The organism is Vibrio tetraodonis (genome assembly GCF_003350295.1).
Taxonomy (GTDB): domain Bacteria; phylum Pseudomonadota; class Gammaproteobacteria; order Enterobacterales; family Vibrionaceae; genus Vibrio; species Vibrio tetraodonis.
In genome coordinates this window covers 255437-275871 of the sequence record NZ_QLYY01000005.1, presented here as the reverse complement: position 1 = coordinate 275871, position 20435 = coordinate 255437, and the positions used below count along the sequence as shown (strand labels likewise).

Sequence of the window (20435 nt, the reverse complement as noted above, 5' to 3'; positions counted from 1 at the left end):
TAATGAGAAGTATGATAAATATGTTCTCATAATTTGTAGAAGAGAGGCCATCGATTTTGAACTTTAAACTATCCAGTGAAGCTAGGTTAATTTATCAAGCCAGTGTTGCAATTTTTCCATTGTGTTTAGCAGTAATCCCTTGGGGAGTACTATGTGGTTCGTTGACGATTCAAGCAGGCCTTTCTCCGATACAGGCACAGGCAATGTCATTGTTTGTGTTTGCTGGCGCCGCTCAGTTGGCGGGTATTTCTCTATTTGGAGTAATGAGTCCTACATTGCCCATACTGTCTTCAACTTTTGTTATCGGCTCTCGTCATCTTCTTTATTCAGCGGTTTTTCAGGCACATATTATGCAGCTATCTTGGTTTAAGCGTATGGCTTTCGCTTTTTTTCTTACCGATGAAATGTTTGCTGTTTCAACCAGTCATATTGATAAAACTCGCTCGTTCAGTTACGTGTATGCCATGACTGCAGGAGTGGGCTTTTATTTGGTTTGGAACCTTGCGACGCTCGGCGGAATAATCGCAGGTTCAAGTATTGATAATATTGAGGAACTCGGACTTGAATTTGCAATCGCTGCAACATTCATTGCTATTGTTATCCCATCAATAAAAGATCGTTCGACTCTTTTTGCGGTGCTTGTCAGTGGCTTTTCTGTACTGGCTTTAGACATGGTAGGATTTGAGTATTCTCTTATTGGTGCGACGATACTTGGAATGATTACCGGCTTTTACACATCGAATGGAGAAAAAAATGACGCTTAATACCGAGTGGGTGATTTTCTTAATGGCTCTGATCACATTTTCATGTCGATATCTGTTTTTTATGAAATCAATGCCGATTTCTCTTGGTAGTAAAACCAAGCAGCTTCTTAGGTATACGGCGCCTTCTGTACTGACTGCCATGTGGGTACCAATCGTATTTTTAGGTCATGGTTCTTCTCTTGAGGCATTGTACACTAGTCCATTTTTTTATGCTGGCGCCATTACCGTTTTGTTGAGCTTGAGATACAAAAATACATTACTGATTGTTGCCGGTGGTATGGTGGTATTTTCTGTTCTCAACTGGTTGTTAGCTTCACTATAGATAGATAAAAAGCGATAACTTCTACTTTTATATATAGGGTCGCTTAGAGAATATATATCTGTCAATCACCTCAGGTTTTCACCTGATATCATGTGTTATCTCATTAGGGTAGGCTGTGGCTATGGCTTGCTCTAAGTCGCTGACTTTTATACCGGTTATGGAATAAATCAGTGTGTTCTTCGAATAAGAACAGGGCAAGTCTTACTATTGCTTTATTTTCTTATTTAACTGATAAAAGCCATGAAATTTATAAAATCATTAATGAACCAAGTTCAAACTCGATTGACCCTATGTACGAATAACCAAAAAACAAGAGATCGGAATCCAGCTAGAGTTGACCAACTGACAGCTTCTTATCAAGAACATCCGTCATGCCATACAGAAATGGGTTCATCCATTCTAAAAGGAGTTCGTCGATGATCAAGAATGTTGCTGTTATGGCCTCGATATTATGGTCCACGCATATTTTCGCTGCCTCTAATGATGAAATCGTAAACTTCTTATCTATCCATGAAGTACCAGATAGTCTCTCCATTCTTCCTCCTCCACCGACTGAAAATACAGTTCAATGGAGTGCTGATAAGCAAGCCTTTATCCAAACACGACATCTTGAAGGAGATAGAAGGTGGAAGCTTGCAATAGCCGATGCCAACTTATCTGCTAATCACATGGGTGATGCATTCAGTGGCGTTTTAGGCATTGATATCTCACCTACAACAACACCTAAACTTATTGAAGTTCTGAAAAGGGTACGTGGCGATAGTGCTAGGCTGGCGGTTCGTTCAGCTAAGCTTGAATATATGAGAACCCGCCCATTTGTTTATTTTGATACCCATTCCTGTACGCCAGAAAGCGAGAAGACCTTGTCAAAAAATGGGTCTTATCCTTCAGGTCACGCTTCATATGGTTGGGCCGCGGCTTTGGTGTTAGCAGAGTTAGTCCCTGAGAAACAAAACGTGCTGCTAGCGCGCGGCTATGACTTTGGGCAAAGCCGTGTTGTATGTGGTGTGCACTGGCAAAGTGATGTTGATGCGGGAAGACTAATGGGCTCTGCGGTATTTGCAAGGTTGCATGCTAAGCCTGAGTTTCGTCAAGCAATGGCAGAAGCCTCAAAGGAGTTAAAGAAACTAGGCGTGATACCTAGTGCTCAATAATAAAAATTAGATTTTTCGCATAAGGATGCCAAGGATATGGTGTCCACTTTTCACCAAATCACCTAAATTTTTCTGTATTGATTTCGACAATAAATAGCCTGAAATGCATTAATTATGTGCTTGATTGTATATATTGATTTTATTATAGTCACTAATAATCAATCTGTTAGATTGAAGATGCCTATCCATTGGCGAAAATAAATCAATTTCGTGTTAAGAAATTATCTATTCTCGATAATTTTTGGCAGATTTTATTTTGGATACTGCTTTTTTCTGGCTCTGTTTGGCTTGGAATTTCACCGTTAGAGGAGTCTCCACTGTGGTTAAAAATCGTCGTTGCAAGCCTTACCATAGTAGGGTTTGTTTTTGGACTCACTCGCTGCGCGAAATATGCCCTTCAAATAGAGTTTCGCCATATCGATGAAACAGGTGCTCAATGGGTGAACGTAGCGAAGTCGTATTCGGCATCCGATAACAAGTTATTTATACAACAAGTACAAATATAGAAGGACTGGAGTAGGCAATAAGCCATATAAATATTAGGTAAATTATTCAGGTGTATCGACCCTATCTTTGTTGAGGAGAAGTATGGATATTGAAATAAGGCGATCACAAGCCTCAGATGCTATGCAAATTAGAGATATTTACGCATCCACCAACGCATACAGTAATACGCTGCAACTGCCTTTTCCATCGGCTGATTTTTGGCAAGATAGGGTCGAAAATATAGCAGATAACTGCCATAGATTTGTCGCCTTAGTAGAGGGTGAAATCGTCGGGGATATTTCTCTCATCATTAGTGTAAATCCACGTCGCAGGCATGTAGCTTCTTTTGGGATGGGAATTAAAGACAACTACTCTGGTCGAGGAGTGGGTAGTAAGTTGCTTTCAACCATCATAGATCTGGCAGATAACTGGCTAAACTTATCTCGCATCGAACTTACCGTATACACAGACAACCAAGCCGCGATTGGTCTATATAAAAAGTTTGGCTTTGTTATTGAAGGTGAATCTGCCGCTTTCGCCTACAGAAATGGCGAATATGTGTCTGCCTATCATATGGCGAGATTTAAGAGCTGACTCCTGATACTGATATTCTTTAGTGGCATAGCCTTTGAATGTGTTAGTAAGTCATTAATGATTATTATACTCTGCGAAAAAAAGGGGCCATATGGCCCCTTTTTGGTGGTTCGATTTGCATAGTTAGTTAGCAACTAGGGGTGTATTTAGTCTTACACTGGCGGCTGTCATTCTCGGGCCATAAAAGCCTTGCCAACTTTCGCTATCTTGACCTCCGTCTTCAAAGCGAATATAGCGGGCACCCTCAACATAGGGAATATCAAATCTTTCTTCATGCCAATCCGTATCCCAGTTACACTCACCTTCAAGATATCTATCACCTGTTGAGTATGTTTTTAGTTCTTGCTTTTGGTCATTGAGTATAGTTGCTTTCATAAAGTATCTATCTCCACCACAGTAGGTACGAGTAAACATTTCAGAGACAATGAAACTAGGTTTTACTTGAGCAAGTTCTTGTGCTGATAGACCAGTACTGGCGACTAGGTCTATCGTTTGATGACGCTCTGCGAGCAAATAAGAGGTAGCGAAGAAGTTTGCAAATTTTGGTATATCTTTTATGTCAGCTTGTATCAAGTTACCGCCTGGATATTTATCCAGAAGCTGTTTTATCTCCGGAGATGCTGTTTCAGCTAGAGGCTCTCCGGGTAAAAAATGTTGCATAGCTAGGGTGCCTAGATATTTATGTAAGAAGCTCCATCTACCATATTCTTGATCGGACAGATAAAAATTAGCTTCGTCATTAAAAGTCCAGCCTTCACCATTTGCTTTATCATTATTGGGATTGTTAACAAGGTTTTTGTGTTTATCAAGGTTGGTATCTCCAGCTACAACGCTGTTGACAAAGTAATTGTGTGATTCAGCACTTGTATATAGGTTTGGATCATGCTGATAGCTCGTTTCATGAGCACATACCACGGAAGCACCGCTAGTAAGAACTCCTAGAACACTTGGCTTTCCGTCATTAATTTGGATTAGTGGCGAGCCACTATCGCCGTGGCACATACTCGAAAAAGGCTCATTTCCGATAGTACAATATGAGTTTGCTGATGATGCCAAAGGTGATACGCCAATTGATTTTTTGTTTTCACTTGTGTTGGTTGCATTTGCCGCGGAAGCATGCTGTTTGCATGTTTCAACGTCTATTATGCTCATATCAATGATGGCAAGCGTGTTCGCTTGTTCCTTTGTTGTTATACGTCCTCTTGACCCATAACCTACACCATACAATGTTGGATTGTCCTTATTGATAGTACCAATCTCTACTGGTTCTATATCGTTTACCTCACGACGAAGCTTAATTATTCCTATATCATGAGTAATATAATGCTGTATATCAAATGATTGAGATTCGTCTTCATCGATGGTTTCAAATATTTTTGTATATATAGAGTTAAATGATGGGTGTATATGTATGCTCTCTGCCTTATATATTTCACTATTACCTGAATCGTTTGGAAAACTTATATTAAGGCTCTCTAAGCTACCTTTCTTTTCATCTAAGCAGTGTGCTGCGGTGAGTATTGTATCTTTACTTATAAGTGCACCAGTACAACTGTTCTCTATTTGCACCTGCTCGGTAAGCTGTGAGTCCCGAGTTATTTTGGTAACCCATGGAAACTCATCTGGCTGGGCGTTTGTACCATTTACTACCGCATATACTGGAGCGAAAGGCATAGAAAAACAGCTTAATAAAATTAAATTTCTCTTCATAACTCTTACTATCCTATATCATTATTGATATTTTAAATTCCAAGTTTAATTTATCAAGAAAGATAATTAGCAACAATTAGCCTATTTGTTATTTTTAATTAAATAACAATTAATGATTACTTAATGAAAAGCGGCTAAAAAATATTGAGATTTTTTTGATCTATATTATTAACTTTTCTCTATTCTATAAGATAGTTAAAAATTACCTAGCCCAACTGAATATAGCAGCGGTTGACTGTTTTTGTCTGAGATAAGTTTTAGGTTTACTTGCCGACAATTCATGCTTTAGCTCACTAATCGTTATGCTTAAAGTTCATCGCGGCGTGTGGTTTTAGCCTCATCACAATTATTATTCAGTTTTTTCGAATAACACCATCATCGATATGGGATTTAACTCTTACTTATGTACGACTAGTATTGAATTTAAGTCAAAAATAGTGGTCATAACGATAAGTTTGTTGTTATTTGAAAATATTGAGGAATGAACTATGAAAGCACTGTTTCGATCGTTATCAGTTTCAAATTCGGGATTTGAAACACTCATTTTGCGTATTCCAGTCGGCATTATATTTATGGCACATGGAGCACAGAAATTATTTGGTTGGTTTGGCGGTTATGGTTTAGCAAGCACAGGGCAGTGGATGGAGTCGATAGGGCTTGGCCCCGGTGTATTAATGGCCTTTTTAGCGGGCAGTGCTGAATTTTTTGGTGGGCTTTTTATTCTGCTTGGGCTTTTAACCCGTCCAGCGGCAATACTGACCGCTTTTACTATGGTGGTGGCCATCTTTAGCGTGCATATCGAAAATGGATTATTTATGTCTAACAATGGCTACGAGTTTGGTTTGGTGTTACTTGCTGCCTCGGCTTCATTAGCCGTTAGCGGTGCAGGTAAAATGGCGTTAGATAACCATATAGCGAGACGTCTAAGTCAGCCAATAGCAGTCTAGTTCGGGGTGCATAAATTATCCGCGCGAGATTGAACATATCCCGCGCGGATTTTTTATACTCAGCCGACGCCCTCAACCTATACTCAGTGCGTCAGATAAGGTAAATATTGGTTTCTATCGTCTATCGATACTACACGTAAAGGTGTGGCTTGGAAAATCTGCTGGTACTGGCGGTGGCACAGGGATAGCGTTTAGTCTGATAACAGCAAGTTCTTCTGTTTCAAAGTAGTTTGGCGCGTGGTATACACGGTAGTTGAATCCATAGAATCCATCGTGGTATTCAACATATTCTGATTGGCCAATCCATGCATCTTGCGATTCTGTTTTTAGCTCATGCAGCTCATTTACACAATATTTAGAAAGATGGTATGTAGATTGTTCATCATCATTAAGCATTTTAATGAAAGAAGCGGATGCACTTGTTGATGCAACAAGTAACATTGATGCAAGGGATAGAGATTTTAACTGCATAATCAGCCAACCTTATATTATTCAATTCGTTATTTTTTGTTTGAAGTTTAGCTCGTGTATAGTCAATAAATCGTTGATTAATATGATCTTTGACTGCGGAGCAAGGCGGATGATAGTGTTTGATTATTATACTGAAAAGCTCTATCTCATTACTGATAAATGAAATACATTAATGTTTAACTGCCATCACTTTTTTTTATAAATTAACAACAAGATAATAAACATATTACTCTACGAAGTGTTGTTGAACTGTATAAAACTTTGTTTACGTATCACCCACTGTCAAAAGTAAGATAGTGGAGTAGTAGCAGTTCACGTTCTTGAGTTTCACTCTACCAATCAGTTTGACCACAGTTTGCCATTATTCTAGGGTTTAAATAAACGCATCTTTCTTATTGTAATTCGTTGAGATAACAATTGATTTATTGATAAAGGTTAGAGTGGAATGCTGAACATGGTTAAGAAACTAGCTCCGTTACTCCTTTCTTTTTTTTTTGCTTTTGGAACTATTGCAGCTACCCAACAAGGGACGCTAACGTTTGAAAGTTCACTTGGCTTATTAAATGGTTCTTCAACAGAATTAGTTTATCAAAATTCTGGGCAGAAGCTTAGTCAGCTTGATTGGGAAATTGAAAGCGTCCCTACTGTGAATTTTTCAGCTTCTTGGTCTGCCAGTGAGCGATGGATTCTTGCTGCACAGTTGTGGTCAGTTCTAACAAGCGACGGAGATGCCCATATGGAGGATAGGGACTGGTTGGTTGCTAACCAAGATTCACCATCGCATATTTCCATTCATCCAGATACTAAGCTTAGGCACGCATTTGAAATAGATTTGAGTTCGACATACTGGTTAGTGCAGCGAGGCTATTTCAGTTTAGGTCTACTAGGTGGTTACCAATATAATGAGTTTAAATGGGACGGTATCGGAGGAACTTATTCATACAACAACGGTGCTGATGTCGGCTCTTTCGCTGATATAGTTGTCATTGATTACAAACAACAGTTTAGTGTCTGGTATATGGGTCTAACAGGAGAATACCAATTAAGCTCTCGTTCATCACTGAACAGCACTATTAAGTGGAGCCCTTTCGCTTATGCTAAAGATGTTGACAACCATTACTTGCGTAATTTGAGATTTTACGACGATGGTAACGATTTCTCCAACTTTCTCTCATTATCGCTCAATTACAGCTTTAGTCTTTTACCTCAAACTTATATTTTTACTGAGTATGTCTACACGAAATATTTCGAGTCAAGAGCTGATATAACGCAAGTTAACACAGATACTGGTGCCACGTCGTTTTCGCCCAATGCAGGCGGTTTAGACAACGATCATTCAATCATCTCAATTGGGCTGAAATACATGTTTTAAACTTTCATCAGGTACGTAGGATTGGGTGTAGTATGCCTTACTGCGTTTTGGGGTTATGAAGAACAAGTCCATCGGGTTTGACTTTGCCCATCATCGAATTAGCCTTTGGTGTCGGAACGCTTGACCCAACCGATGTGGCGAGAATTCTTGCGCAGGTGCTAGCCACAGTGGCGGCTGTCGTCACCTGAGATTGCTGCTGATTATTGATTGCGTTGTGCATTGCCAAGCCAATAGTATCGGCAAAGGTACTGTCAGTGAGTTTGGTGCCTTGTTTAGAGAAAGGCGAAGAAGACTCGTTCGATGTCGGTTCGGTAAATTCATTCATGTGTGGGGCTTCAATGGCCTGCATGGCAGCTTCTTGCGCGGCTTGTCCTGCTCTTCTCGCTGCTTCTTCTGCCTGCATAGCGGCTTGCTTCGCCACCTGATTTGCGGCTTTCTTTGCTGCCTGTTTGGCTGCGCGCTTCGCTGCTTGTTTTAGGAACCAATTCATAGTCTTTCCATATCCGTAATGTACAGATCGCACGTAATGATTTATTCATAGTAAAGAAAAGTGAATCGAAAAAAGAGGGAAAAAACTATTAAACCTCGGTAATAAATGAGCATTGTTACAATGTGTTAGGTAATTCATACGATTATATTAAATCGTTATTAAGTATTATAATATACTGAATCTGTGATTATCATAGCCTTTATTGATTAAAATTATAATTTAACTAATATTTATATTGACTCTATATATAAATAAAAATATATTAAGTCATCTTTATAGAAAAGTTATAACCAGTTGGATGGTCTATAGTTTTATTTAAATAATATGAGATTAATTATACTTCCTATACTTTTTTTTCTCTCTCTATTCTTGCTTTTAGATAGAGAAGAAGAAAAAAGAATAAAATCCATGACTATTGGTGATTTAAGTTTTACTCTAGATAAAAAAATATTAGGTAAGCCATGGATTAGTAAAGAAAAAAACTACTTATCTTTTGATCTCTCTTTACCTGATCTTAGCCCTTATCAGAGCGAGAAACATGGTAAGAATAAGGTTAGAATCAATGTGAAAGTTGTAGGACAAAATTATATTACCATTGAAGCTAGATTAGATAATATTAAGAATCACTTTGGGACGACTTTCAATGCTAATTCGCCATATTCAGATTTAGACTATTACTCTACTGACGCTAAACATAATGTTGAGTATTTTTATATGGAAGCTCAGGATGACTTACTAATGGCTGACTGCCATAAAATAAAAGAACCTTACTCACCACAATGTGATATTTCATACATATCACTATCAGATCAAGTAATAGTGACATACTTTTACCCTCGAATATTCTTATCTGATTGGAAGGTAATACACTCAAAAATAAGATCGTTATTAACTAGTTTAATTAATAAGGAAAGTTAATGTATCAGCTAAATTCTCAACAATTAAACTTACTCAAGCAGCATTACCAAGCAAAGCAATATGTTGAAGCTTACAAAGTAATTACTAATAGCGTCAGTCAAGAATACAATGCCTATCAGTGGTTTGACTTAGCTGCTGGAATAAACGCAAATCAGGGTTATGCGTCAGCATATATTCGCGGTTATACGGTAGTTGCAGAAGCTTTAGGTGATGTTATAGCCGGTGAAGATATGACAATTATTTCTCGCGATCAGTTACAAAATGCGTCTGATGGCATCGCAGCATCGGTATTACTTGGAATAATAGAAAACAATGGCATACTACCTGATGAAAGTGATATTTATAGAAAGGATGCGCAGGTAGCAAAAGATTATTTACAGCTTAATGATGCAGAGTGGGGAGGAATCGTTCCTGCTGCTATCGGCTATATCAATTATCAAGGCGATATACCCCAAGGGCTGGAAAATAACACACTAATGTTTATCTCTACGATTTATGCCAGTGCGTATGCTGGGGCGGCGGGAACCGCTGATGCGGCCTCTTCCTTCATTGACGAACTTTCATCCATGTTTGGTACTGAAGTGAATGCGGATCTTGATAGTAGCCGTTTTAGTGATTTCTTCAGTGATATTTTTGATAACCTATCGTCATTGTTTGGCGGCGACACGTCAGCATCAGAAAATAGACATTCTGTAAGTGTAAATAGATTGGTATCTGCGATGTCGAGTTTTGAAGTAGGGAATTATTCTGGAAGCCTTATTCAGCAGGGTGTTAGAGACAGCCTTTCTCCCCTATTACTAGATAGTTCGCCAGCTCGCTAATGACTGTAGCATTTAACAAGCAGGTGAAGCACACTTAAAAAAAGAGTGGGAGAATTCCCACTCTTTTGGTGAAAAGCATTCGGCTAAGCGATTAATACTTAGCTTTGCACATTGCTAAAATAGCCGTAGCCATTTGCTCTGAGCTAGGTAGATCTGCGCCCATTGACTCATAGCCGATGCCTTGAAGTTGCATATTCATGCTTTGGAATAACGCATTCAGTGCGCCTCTTCTTTCTGGATTACGCAGCTCTTCAAGTGAAGCCACTGCACAACCACGCATATCCAATGTCGCTGCAGCTTCGATCAACTGGTTTTCTTTTTCTGTTAGTGGGGCTGTATTAGCAACTGCACCAGTTGAAGCGAAAAGAAGTGTAGCCAGCAGCGTTGTTGTCATTTTCATAGTATTAAACCCTGTTATTTTGTTAGGTAGAATTGATAAAACAACAAATAAATTGTTGATTTGTATGAATTTAAATTCGAATTCAGCATAGCTACAAATCAGAATCTTCGACAAACAAAGGATGAGAAATTATGCGAAAGCTGTGAGTGATGATGCGGTGAAAAGCAACCATCAAGATTGTAAGCGGCGTGATTTGTGATGCGCCCAGCGATGAAGGGGATTTACTTGGATTTATATCATCAAAAACTTCGGTGATGTAAAGGAGAAATTAGTCACTATTTCATACGCTTATATGCGTATTCAAACCATTATTCAATCAACCTGAAGGCGTTGTTGCTCGTAATCCTCTAGTGCTTGGTTAATGTGGCGAACTGAGAAAAAAGCCACACCATCATCAAACATAAAAGCGCCTATTGGGATAAATAGGATACCTGTCATATAAATGCTTAGCTCACCACCAGTTATTATTGTATGGAGAGACCACATAAAGCCCAAAAAGCCAAAAGCAGCAATAAGAGCGCCAGCGATAAGGTTGTATAACTTCATTAGGGTTTCAAACAAGCTAACCTTGATACGAAATGAGCACTGCTCTATGCCGGAGATATCGGGTGTATTCTTAAATGCTCGCAAAACATGCCGAAAGGCGACACTATCACCTAGTCTCTGATTGAGTAAAAAGACAGCGTTTAGCCTAGGTGTACTTAAACGCACGCCATGCACGCTCTTAAAATATTCAATATCCAGCTCATTTCTTAAGTGGCTTTTTAACTCGGATGATACTAAAGGCTCTTGCAACGCGGCTAAAATTTGGGCTTGTCTATTTTTACGCAGATAAAAGTAATACTCAGTCACTTTCTGGATGTTGAGCAAAATAGAGACCAAGGCAATCGTCATCGCTATCCAATATTTGCCTTCGGAAATGGCGTCTAGAAAAAGGTTCATTATTTTAGTCGCTACGTCACTTAAGTATATGAATGTTAGTGCGTGAATTTACGGTGAAGCTGAGATTAAATCAAGATTAATTGGTAGAGAACAAGATTTTGATATAAGAGAATATGTAAGGGTTTAGTTTTTTTACATTGAAAGAAAATTCGGCAGTAGCGTGCTGGATAACTGTTTTATTTTCTCAAAGATTGGGTTCTACCTATGCTGACTCACCTTACCCTGTTTGAATTATACATAATTGGGGCAAAATAACGAAGAGGTATCAAGCAACTCGCGAATGAATGTCGTTGGTTATAGATTCAGATACTCATGCACTGCCAACATTTTATCTACAGCAATAAAGTCTATAAACTCCAGAACTATTATTTGTAGCTATTCCTTTAACCCATAAAGCATTTGCAGCGCTTCTAATTTGCCTTCTGCATGGTTTTTAAAGTAGTTATTGAGAATCGAGACGATTTTTTCGGCCTCTGGGTGATCTTTGCGCACGGCGGCATGTAAAGGGGTGGAGTCAAAATAGGTTTTACTGTAGTGAAGGGTGCCTTTGGGGATTTTCATCCCATAGGCGGTCCATCTTGCCACGGCTTCATCGGCGACAAGTACATCGGCTTTTTTGGCCAGCAAATAGCGAAAGCTGTTGGGTAAATCTAAGGTTTTGACGATTGTCATGTCTGGGTAGTCGCGCAAGTTGTTGGCGTAGGCATAATCGTTAACTAGTGCTACTTTCATGCCTTTTAAGCTATCGAGTGATTCATATTCAAATTTGGTGAAACACCATATCATTTTGCATATAAGGCTCTGTGTATAAGAGAAAGTGTTGCCTTTCTTCGGTTTTCCACAGCGAAATAATCACGTCACTTTGACCCGATTTGGTTTCTTTTAGTACCCGTGTCCATGGTTTAACCGTGTATTTGAGATCGTAACCAGCAGAGATTAACGCATCGGCAACAATATCATGGGCAATACCGCTGCCTTGCACCGAATTCATAATGTAAGGCGGCCATAAATCTTGTGAGAGTTTTAAGGTGGCTGACCAAGTAAACTGGCTCCAGAGAAGCAATAGCACAGAGCCTAAATAAGATAGCGTTATCCTCATTACAACAGTCCTCTCACCACGTTTTCATTTTACAATAATTATTCACCTTCCCTTTGGAGGATAGCTTATATCTGCCGGGTTAGCATTTGGGTATCGACTAGAGATGGGCAGAGTCATCGCCACTGGTGTAGGTCTCAGTGAGTTTTAATATTCGCCTTGTGGCAACGCATTTATCGCCAAACCTTTTTATTCCGTCTGCTCTCATATCGGCAGACATCTCATTGATATAGGCTTGAAGGTTGTTTTCATTGTCGACATAGTAGGAGGCAACGATATTTGTCTTACCGTCTTCCTGCTCGGTATTTTGGTATAGTTCGGCCTTGATAAACCCTTCGAATTTTAACATTGCTTGGATATGTGGTTTGAGCCATGCCATATAGTCATCGGCAATCTCATTTGAAATAGAAAGGTTGACCTCGTATAAAATCATGCTGAATTCCTTTTTCGTTTAATAAAGGTCATGTATTGTTGATCTTAAGTAAGGGTTAAGTCTATCTCAGCTAACTCTGGATAATCGCTAAATTCTCGAATTATCGTTTTCGCTGAGTTCATCACCTTGTCTTTCAGTTGATTAAAGTGAAGTGGGTTGTCGCGTGGCTTCCATGGAACAGTGACGATACATGATATCAATTGGTTTTCATGACTCAACGAAAATGAAAACAGGTTGTAGTACCCATGGTTTGCCATTATTTGAATGTAGTTTGAGTTATATTCCCCTAATTGATTTGGATAACACACTCGGCCAGCGTTTTGCTCGGTAAAATCAAAAGTATCATCGATTTTATGGTACTGATTTTGGTAATAGATATCTTTGTAAGCGCAAGGCATATTCGAGATGATCTGACTTTGTTCTCCACTGGTGAGTTTCAAAGAAAGGTATACCTCGTCCAACTTTATCCTATGGTTAATCTCTGTAGTGATACTCACAAATTATCCGATATTCAGTCTGTTACAAGAAGAAAATAATGGTTGGCCGTCTTCGAGTCAATAAAAGACGGTTGTCCAGAAACGTTTCTCTATGAGTTATGCAAAGGCTATGTTTTTGAGGTACTTAATTCCTGAATTTGATTGAACACTTCTTCAGCCTCGGCGGTAAGTCTAGAGTAGGTTCTTATGTCACCATTTCTTTGCGCGTGCATCGCTTGCTCTAGCAACATTGAGTGACGTTTTTTAAGTTTTTGCGCGGGTCTGTTTTTAAAGAAAGAAAACATGGATAGCTCCTTTGAAGTATGAATTTATATGTACGTTCAAGGGGAGAAAAGAGCTCAATGTATGAGTAACTTCTAGCTACTGATCTAATTATGATCGGAGAGTAAAAGTAGGCTTTCTAATCGAGTTGAAACACATAGTGTATTAAGGCTCAAAGATAAGCTCCCAATCGGGAGCTTTTACCGGTGTTATATCCGCACTATTGTCTATCTTGATCAAAATCACCGTGGAAGTGATCATGATCAGACACGCTTTCGGCCGCTTTGAGCTTCTCGCCAATACGCAGTTTTTCCTTAGGTTGCGATGTAAGTGAGCTTGCCATTGCTTGTGGCTTAGTTTGGATCTCTTTATCAGGGAACAATTGCTCGCTTAACGCATAATAGGTAGTGGTATAAGCCATGGCTTGGGTGTTTTTGTATATGGCTATATGGTTGATGTTGTTTATATCGTCACAAGCTTGGTGGTAGCATTTATCGTAAGAAACCCCCGCTTCGCCCCCATATTTTAGGACTTCTGCGGCGGTTTTTACTTTTTCAGCGCCGGTAAATAGGCCGCCAAATGCAATCCCCCAGTCGGCAAAACCCGCGTAGTCTGAACGCTTTGACAAAGCTTGAGGTATGGTTGATTCTTCCCTTTCCGTGAAAAACTCATTGAAAATAGATTCAATATCCGAGGTACCATAAGGAGGTTTAAAATCTCCCTTATAGGCGTTATCTGGGCTGTCTTTGGTATCAGATAAGTCGCCATCCATTACACCGTAAATATAGTTGGGCGAGCCTATCATATCGAAGTTTAGGTACATTTTAACCCGGTTGATTTGTGTGTATCTGGCTTCGACTAAATCCACTTGTTCTGGGGTCAACTCACTTGGATCTTTTAGGCCTAGTTCATCGAGGATTTGCTGCTGGGCTTTATCATAAATCGGTGCAAACAAGTTTTCTGTGTAATATTCAGAACCCACAAGCCCCGCTTCTTCGGCTGCCCACCAAGCAAAGCGAACCTTGTTTTTCACAGGCACTTCTAGCTCAGATAAAGTAACCGCATATTCAAGTAATCCCGCGCTGCCTGAGCCATTGTCGTTGATCCCCGGGCCTTCAGGAACCGAATCAAGGTGCGCGCCGAGCATAACGACCTGCTCTGGGTTACCAATCGGGGTTTCGGCCAAAATGTTTTGTGTGACTACATCTTCATCTTGAGTGTTGACCGTTAGGCTTGCCAATACTGGCTCGGATTGGCTCTTAACGTACCAGTCGTATCCAAGTTCAAAGCGTGCACCGATGGCGGGAATAACAACTTGGGTTGTGCTGCCCAAGGTGCCGCTCACCACGGATTTTCGCCCTTCATTATTGCCTTGGTTAAACACGATTAGCGCTTTTGCCCCTGCATTTTGTGCATTAGAGGCTTTAGTATCAAATGCACACCCACCACGTTGAATTACCGCGATTTTTCCGTTGAGATCTTTACCTTCAAAGTCAGAAGCCTCACACCCATCTGTGCTGTCATAATCGGGCTCATCGAATCTAAAATCAGGGGTGACAAAGGCCAGCTCGCCATTAAGCTCACCATCAGTTTTTCCTGAATATGACATCAGAGCAAAGTCAGGCTCGACCCCATCGGGCGCCGTTTTTTTGCTGATTAGGTTTTTACCGTCTACTGTGGCTTTGGTTCCAGCAAGCTCTTCCCATGCTCTAAAGTCGAATTCTTGGAGTTTGACAATAAAGCCACGCTCTTTCATTGTTGCGACGATAAACTCAGTCGAATTCTGATACCCCATGGTACCCGCGGCTCTTGTAATGGATTTTCCGTCAGTGGTTTTGGATGCCAAGCCTTCAAGAGTGACTAGGTGGCCAATTAACTGCTCTTTATCAACACTATCACTGACGTAATTTGCGCCGCGGCGCGGATCATCCCAGAAACACCCTGTCAGCATGGTTGTACTGATCACTGTTGCGAGGATAGATCTTTTACTTGTTATGCTTACCTGCATTTTTGACTCCTTGTTAATCAATCCGTTTTATCTTTAATCAAAAATTCAGATAGTAAGAAGACTAATACTTGTAAATATTTATGAATATGAATGTGTATCAAGAAATAATTGTCATAAAAGTGAAAATAGAGGTACGGATTAATATTCTCATGCGTTTTAGTTCACATGTTTTTATTGATATTTATGTTTTTAGTGATGGGGGGAAAGAATAATTATAAGAAAGGGATAACTCTATTTATTACATTTAAATGTGATTTGATATTAATTTATCAAGGGGGCTGTTTAACCCCCTATGAAATATTTAATTAATAAGTCTTTATTAATTCTATAACAGTATGACCTGTTGGTAGCTTTTGAGTCTTAACCACTTTTAATTTACTTTCGCTAAATAACTCTTCAAGATCGGTGAAGCATCTTTGATAGGTACCATCTTCGCAGATGACAGATTGAAATAAGGCATTAAAAAGCAATCGAGGTGAGTTCTCTTCTGGCTCAACGAGAGGTTCTATTACTAATAGCCTGCTGTTTTTTAGCGATTGACTAATGTTATTAAGAATTTTTTGACACGACTGTGCGTTCCAATTGTGTAATACGTTTTTTAATACATACACATCATAGTCTTCTGGAATATCAGCAAAGAAATCACCTGTGCAAGTATGGATGCGATCTTTGATGTTCGCTGGCAGAGACTCAGAGCTTCGCTGGCAGACATCTTGTCTATCAAAGATACATGCGGTCAGATGTTGATGGTGTTTTACCAGCTCCATTGAGATGACGCCACTTCCTCCACCGATATCAATAACACTTTTCGCTTGGCTAAATAGTTCGGCGCAGACATTTGCTAACAAAGTGCCAACGGGCCTTGAGAAGTCTCGCATTGCTAAATCATATACTGAAGCTCTGGTTGGCGTTTCATCCAAGTATTGGTACAAGGTTTTATCAAACACATGCTTAAACCCAGACTGACCAGTTTTGCATGTGTGATGTAACCCTTCATAGCCGCGATAATATTCGTCACCAAATAGCATGCAAAAATGGCGCATTGATTGAGGATGATCGGATATGAGCAGCTCTGAGCTTGGGCTATTTTTGACAATCTTTTCTTGGTCAATTGAGAAAAAACCAAATAGCTCAACCACTTTAAACATATTGAGCAAGATGGTTTGGTCAGCATTGCAGGCATGTGCCAGTGCATCGATTTCTAAAGGTACCTCTTTAAGCAAGTCGGCGACACCTAACTCAGCGAGAGTAGAGAGCGTCTTGGCTGCGAGAGGCATCATCATTATTTCTGATAACTTTTTTGCTGATTCTGCATTATTCATAACACCACCATTATTTGTCAGTTGTTATGCAGCAAGCTAGTTAACCTTTCTTAATATTTAATTAAGATGTGTAAAATCGATATATAGATAACTCAATCAGCTTCTTTGTAAGAAAATAGTAAAATTAATATCAGAGAAATGTCTTAATGTTTATTATGTTAATTCAATATCATGAAAGCTATGACATTTATTTTTTATAAATAACCAACTCCAATCATTAAACAAACACCAATTGATTTCCTTAAATAAATCCTAAGTTTCAAAGACTATCTTTCTAAGTATTCCCGATGGAAATATTGTGGCTTATATAAACTTATAACTGTATTTTATGAGAGGTGAGTGGCGTGATAAATCTAAATTCAATATTTAAAACTATCTCAAACTATTCATCACTTATTCCTGATAAAGTTGCCGTTATATATAAAGACAGCTATTTAACTTTTGCCGAGCTAGAAGAAAAATCGGATCAATTAGCTGGTCATTTGCGCGAACGGTATCATCATCAAAAATCAGGTAAAATTGCGCTTTATATAGAGCCCAGTCTTGACCTACCTATTGCGATATTAGGTATTATGAAAGCGGGCCATAGCTATGTGCCACTTTCCTCGTTTCAGCCAGTTCAGAGGATCGCGCAGATAATTGATGATTCACAATCCTTTCTTGTTCTAACCAATAAAACCTCTTATCAAAAATACAAACTTTACTTAAACCAATCGATAGTTCTTGATATGGACGATATTAATTGGAGCGCACAAGCTGTCAATACCGAGTATCCAGAGTTAGATGGGTCGCAGCTTGCTTACACCCTGTATACCTCAGGCTCGACGGGCAGGCCTAAAGGAGTAGAAGTTGAGCATCGTCATTTAGCTTATTACATTGACTGGTTTAACACCCATGTATGGTCACAGACTAAGGCGCAACTGCCTTTGACGTCATCACTAAGCTTCGCCGCGGCTGTGACCCAATTATTCTCTCCACTCGCGCGTGGTGATACGCTGCATATTTTGCCAGAAGGTTCACTGAATAACCCCAAATTCCTATTTGAGTGGTTTGCAGCTCATTCAAACACGGCGATTTACTGTGTACCGACCCTTTGGAAGGAGTTACTTAACTACAAACACTTGATCGATCCTACGGTGAGCTTTCCTGATACGGTCTTTTTGTCAGGTGAAGCAGTGGCAGAAGATCTCAAGCAGCGCACTTTTGCTGACATAGACAATATCAGATTATTCAACCTCTATGGACCAACCGAAACCGTCGCCAATTGCGCCTTTATTGAATTACAGCCAGAGTCACCCATTACAATAGGTAAGGCGATGTCGGGTAGTGAATTCATTCTACTTGATGACAACGGCATGCAAGTTGAGGGTGGGGCAATTGGAGAGATTTGTATTGCAGGGCCTGGCGTTGCTCGCGGCTATGCGAACCTTCCACAGCTAAGCGAAGATCGATTCTTTACCCATCGGGGCTTGTCGGCCCATAAAACCGGTGACTTAGGTCAATTCGATGCTGAGGGCAACATGGTCTACCTTGGCCGAAAGGACCGTCAGGTCAAGTTGTGCGGCGTAAGAATTGAGCTAGGTGATATAGAGGCCTGTTTACGTCGTCATTCCAGCGTTCAAGATGCGGTGGTTAAAATGGTAGACGAAGAGCTTATCGCCTATTTGGTTACCAGTGCTAAGCCAACCGCTTGGGATCTCAGAGCTTATCTTAGTGACTATTTTTCGCCAGTGATGACTCCAGCTCAATTTGTCTACCTAGACAGTTTTCCAAAGCTACCGAATGGAAAGCTTGATAGTGCGCGATTGCCAATGCCTGCCTCGTCTCGGCCTGATCTTAAGTGTGACTATCGCGCCCCCTCAAACGATCTAGAGCAAGATTTGGTCGATATCTGGCAAGAGGTATTAGGTCTCAAGGGACTTGGTGTGGATGATGACTTTTTTGCCTTAGGCGGGAATTCATTGCAGGCGATGAGAGCCAGAAATATGATCCGCCGTCGTTTGTATAGTGACCTTGATTTTGATCTTGTGATGCGCAATGCCACGCCAAGTCAGCTTGCTGCAATTATTCCCTATTACCTCACCGACGGCACAGAATCAGACTCGATTTCTCAACCCAAAGCGGAGGAATCACAAGATACATTTAGCGTACTTTCTCCATCACAAGCGTATTTTGTTACTTTGGAGCAAACCAGTGCTAACCCTGTCGCTTATCAGCCTGCATTTAGTGTTTTGCTTGAAGGTCAAGTCAATGAAGACGCTATCCTATGGTCAATAAATAAGGTTTTGGATAACAACCCAGTACTGCGCTCTCGTTTCAATCTTGATGATTTTACGGCTAAGCAAGGTGGCTATACGCTTGAACAATTCAATATTCAGCACCACAAGCTAGCGAACTTAGATAAGCCTTTGGCGGATTATTCTCAGCAAGAATGGTTGGCAATGGCCGATATGTCTGTGATCGATATTGATACCACTCCTGCTATCAATGTGACCTTGCTTAGTCACCAAGATAGTCAATATGTGGTGCTGGTTCGGGTCCATCATGCTGTGTTTGATCATGAGTCAATTGCGCTGTTCTTTAACCAGTTCAAACAAGCCTATCAAGCTTATTCGGTAGGCGATCTGAGCTTCTCAAGTAAGAGTGCTCACAATCTCAACTTGGCTCATCATAAAGGCGCTGTGGTTGAGCAAGAAAGTCAGATTCACTTTTGGCTTTCAACTTTGCAGCGATATTTACATCAGGGCGCGGACGCTTCTTTGCACGCAGTGAAAGATTACCCGACTCCAGATGGTTACCAGATTGAACTGTCTGACATCTTTACTCAGCAAATTAAAGCGTTTGCCCGCGAACATAACACCACTACATATGTGCTACTTCTCACGCTGTTTAACCTCACATTAAATCGCGAAACGAGATATAAGAATGTGACGATTGGCCTGCCTACATCGAGTCGGTCATTACTTCAAAATGATGATCAAATTGGCTGCTTCGTTAATATGGTGACTTATTTTCAGCCCGTCTCTGATGCTGACAACAGGCTGGCGCTAATACAGTCAAGCAGCAAGACAGTGTATTCGCTTTTGGACAATCAATCTGTTTCTTATCAATTGCTTGCTGATGAAATGCGACGTCATGCTTGGTTAGATAAGCTGCGTTTTCCTATTACATTTAACTATTTATCTGCAATGCCTTCGACACAAAATGTGGCGCAATGTCAAATGACGGCCCAGCACATAGTAGAACCATCTGCACGATGTGATTTAGCACTGACTGTCGATGATGGTGAGAGATTGCGTTTGAGCTTTGACTTTGAAGCATCTGCCTTCACCAAGCAGCAAATCATGCTCTTTGCAGAGCAATATTTAGCCATGATATCCGAGACACTATCTTTGTGATTCTGGGTTTGTTTGACCGATGAAAGATC

22 protein-coding genes are annotated in these 20435 nt (G+C 40.1%); 10 read left to right on the top strand and 12 right to left on the bottom strand.

Annotated features, from left to right (window positions below; translation table 11 throughout):
- The first annotated feature begins 56 nt into the window (after window positions 1-56).
- The 5 genes from DPF90_RS01465 (at window position 57) to DPF90_RS01445 (ending at window position 3320) form a co-directional block, all read left to right on the top strand.
- Window positions 57-764 (top strand): AzlC family ABC transporter permease, encoded by a 708-nt coding sequence (locus DPF90_RS01465; RefSeq protein WP_240314436.1) that lies wholly within the window; start codon window positions 57-59, stop codon window positions 762-764.
- Window positions 754-1086, top strand: a complete 333-nt coding sequence (locus DPF90_RS01460) for an AzlD domain-containing protein (RefSeq protein WP_114783924.1) — start codon at window positions 754-756, stop codon at window positions 1084-1086. The genes DPF90_RS01465 and DPF90_RS01460 overlap by 11 nt, the downstream gene beginning before the upstream one ends.
- Window positions 1087-1502: 416 nt before the next feature.
- On the top strand, window positions 1503-2240 hold the full coding sequence (locus DPF90_RS01455; protein WP_114783922.1) for an acid phosphatase: 738 nt from the start codon (window positions 1503-1505) through the stop codon (window positions 2238-2240).
- Between the two features lie 188 nt (window positions 2241-2428).
- Window positions 2429-2746, top strand: a complete 318-nt coding sequence (locus DPF90_RS01450) for a hypothetical protein (protein ID WP_240314435.1) — start codon at window positions 2429-2431, stop codon at window positions 2744-2746.
- Between the two features lie 82 nt (window positions 2747-2828).
- Window positions 2829-3320: a GNAT family N-acetyltransferase gene (locus DPF90_RS01445; protein WP_114783919.1), complete on the top strand. Its 492-nt coding sequence runs from the start codon at window positions 2829-2831 to the stop codon at window positions 3318-3320.
- A gap of 123 nt (window positions 3321-3443) precedes the next feature.
- Here DPF90_RS01445 and DPF90_RS01440 read toward each other — a convergent pair whose 3' ends face one another.
- Window positions 3444-5030 (bottom strand): trypsin-like serine protease, encoded by a 1587-nt coding sequence (locus DPF90_RS01440; protein ID WP_114783916.1) that lies wholly within the window; start codon window positions 5028-5030, stop codon window positions 3444-3446.
- Between the two features lie 488 nt (window positions 5031-5518).
- Here DPF90_RS01440 and DPF90_RS01435 point away from each other — a divergent pair, with 488 nt between their 5' ends.
- Entirely contained in the window at window positions 5519-5977 is a 459-nt protein-coding gene (locus DPF90_RS01435) for a DoxX family protein (protein ID WP_114783915.1), read from the top strand.
- Window positions 5978-6091: 114 nt separating this feature from the next.
- Here the strand turns inward: DPF90_RS01435 and DPF90_RS01430 are convergent, their stop codons facing one another.
- Window positions 6092-6448 carry a hypothetical protein gene (locus DPF90_RS01430; RefSeq protein ID WP_114783913.1) on the bottom strand — a complete coding sequence of 119 codons (357 nt, stop codon included), beginning with the start codon at window positions 6446-6448 and terminating at the stop codon, window positions 6092-6094.
- A 454-nt stretch (window positions 6449-6902) separates the two neighbouring features.
- On the opposite strand from DPF90_RS01430, the gene DPF90_RS01425 reads away from it, so the two are divergent.
- Window positions 6903-7820: an omptin family outer membrane protease gene (locus DPF90_RS01425; RefSeq protein WP_162813967.1), complete on the top strand. Its 918-nt coding sequence runs from the start codon at window positions 6903-6905 to the stop codon at window positions 7818-7820.
- 37 nt (window positions 7821-7857) lie between these two features.
- On the opposite strand, the gene DPF90_RS20410 is transcribed toward DPF90_RS01425, so the two are convergent.
- Entirely contained in the window at window positions 7858-8310 is a 453-nt protein-coding gene (locus DPF90_RS20410; protein ID WP_237475571.1) for a RebB family R body protein, read from the bottom strand.
- A gap of 408 nt (window positions 8311-8718) precedes the next feature.
- On the opposite strand from DPF90_RS20410, the gene DPF90_RS01415 reads away from it, so the two are divergent.
- Both DPF90_RS01415 and DPF90_RS01410 read left to right on the top strand, forming a co-directional pair.
- Complete coding sequence (locus tag DPF90_RS01415; RefSeq protein ID WP_114783908.1) at window positions 8719-9228, top strand: hypothetical protein; 510 nt, start codon at window positions 8719-8721, stop codon at window positions 9226-9228.
- A complete protein-coding gene (locus DPF90_RS01410; RefSeq protein ID WP_114783906.1) occupies window positions 9228-10049 on the top strand; it encodes a hypothetical protein in 822 nt (273 codons plus the stop codon). Before DPF90_RS01415 ends, DPF90_RS01410 begins: the two co-directional genes overlap by 1 nt.
- Window positions 10050-10140: 91 nt before the next feature.
- Here the strand turns inward: DPF90_RS01410 and DPF90_RS01405 are convergent, their stop codons facing one another.
- The 9 genes from DPF90_RS01405 to DPF90_RS01370 form a co-directional block, all read right to left on the bottom strand.
- Window positions 10141-10449, bottom strand: a complete 309-nt coding sequence (locus DPF90_RS01405; protein ID WP_114783904.1) for a hypothetical protein — start codon at window positions 10447-10449, stop codon at window positions 10141-10143.
- A gap of 312 nt (window positions 10450-10761) precedes the next feature.
- Window positions 10762-11391 carry a hypothetical protein gene (locus DPF90_RS01400; protein WP_114783902.1) on the bottom strand — a complete coding sequence of 210 codons (630 nt, stop codon included), beginning with the start codon at window positions 11389-11391 and terminating at the stop codon, window positions 10762-10764.
- Between the two features lie 375 nt (window positions 11392-11766).
- On the bottom strand, window positions 11767-12123 hold the full coding sequence (locus DPF90_RS20505) for a type 2 periplasmic-binding domain-containing protein (RefSeq protein WP_275895320.1): 357 nt from the start codon (window positions 12121-12123) through the stop codon (window positions 11767-11769).
- Window positions 12124-12151: 28 nt separating this feature from the next.
- On the bottom strand, window positions 12152-12490 hold the full coding sequence (locus DPF90_RS20500) for a transporter substrate-binding domain-containing protein (RefSeq protein WP_275895319.1): 339 nt from the start codon (window positions 12488-12490) through the stop codon (window positions 12152-12154).
- Window positions 12491-12587: 97 nt separating this feature from the next.
- Entirely contained in the window at window positions 12588-12920 is a 333-nt protein-coding gene (locus DPF90_RS01390) for a DUF4286 family protein (RefSeq protein ID WP_114783900.1), read from the bottom strand.
- Window positions 12921-12964: 44 nt separating this feature from the next.
- Window positions 12965-13417, bottom strand: coding sequence for a hypothetical protein (locus tag DPF90_RS01385; protein ID WP_162813966.1), 453 nt, complete (start codon window positions 13415-13417; stop codon window positions 12965-12967).
- 107 nt (window positions 13418-13524) lie between these two features.
- The gene (locus tag DPF90_RS01380; protein ID WP_114783897.1) at window positions 13525-13701 is read right to left on the bottom strand and encodes a DUF6435 family protein; all 177 of its coding nucleotides are present in this window, start codon (window positions 13699-13701) and stop codon (window positions 13525-13527) included.
- 197 nt (window positions 13702-13898) lie between these two features.
- Window positions 13899-15686, bottom strand: coding sequence for a M28 family peptidase (locus DPF90_RS01375; protein WP_114783895.1), 1788 nt, complete (start codon window positions 15684-15686; stop codon window positions 13899-13901).
- A 305-nt stretch (window positions 15687-15991) separates the two neighbouring features.
- Entirely contained in the window at window positions 15992-17008 is a 1017-nt protein-coding gene (locus DPF90_RS01370; RefSeq protein ID WP_114783893.1) for a methyltransferase, read from the bottom strand.
- A 344-nt stretch (window positions 17009-17352) separates the two neighbouring features.
- On the opposite strand from DPF90_RS01370, the gene DPF90_RS01365 reads away from it, so the two are divergent.
- Entirely contained in the window at window positions 17353-20406 is a 3054-nt protein-coding gene (locus tag DPF90_RS01365; protein ID WP_114783891.1) for a non-ribosomal peptide synthetase, read from the top strand.
- Window positions 20407-20435: the final 29 nt, after the last annotated feature.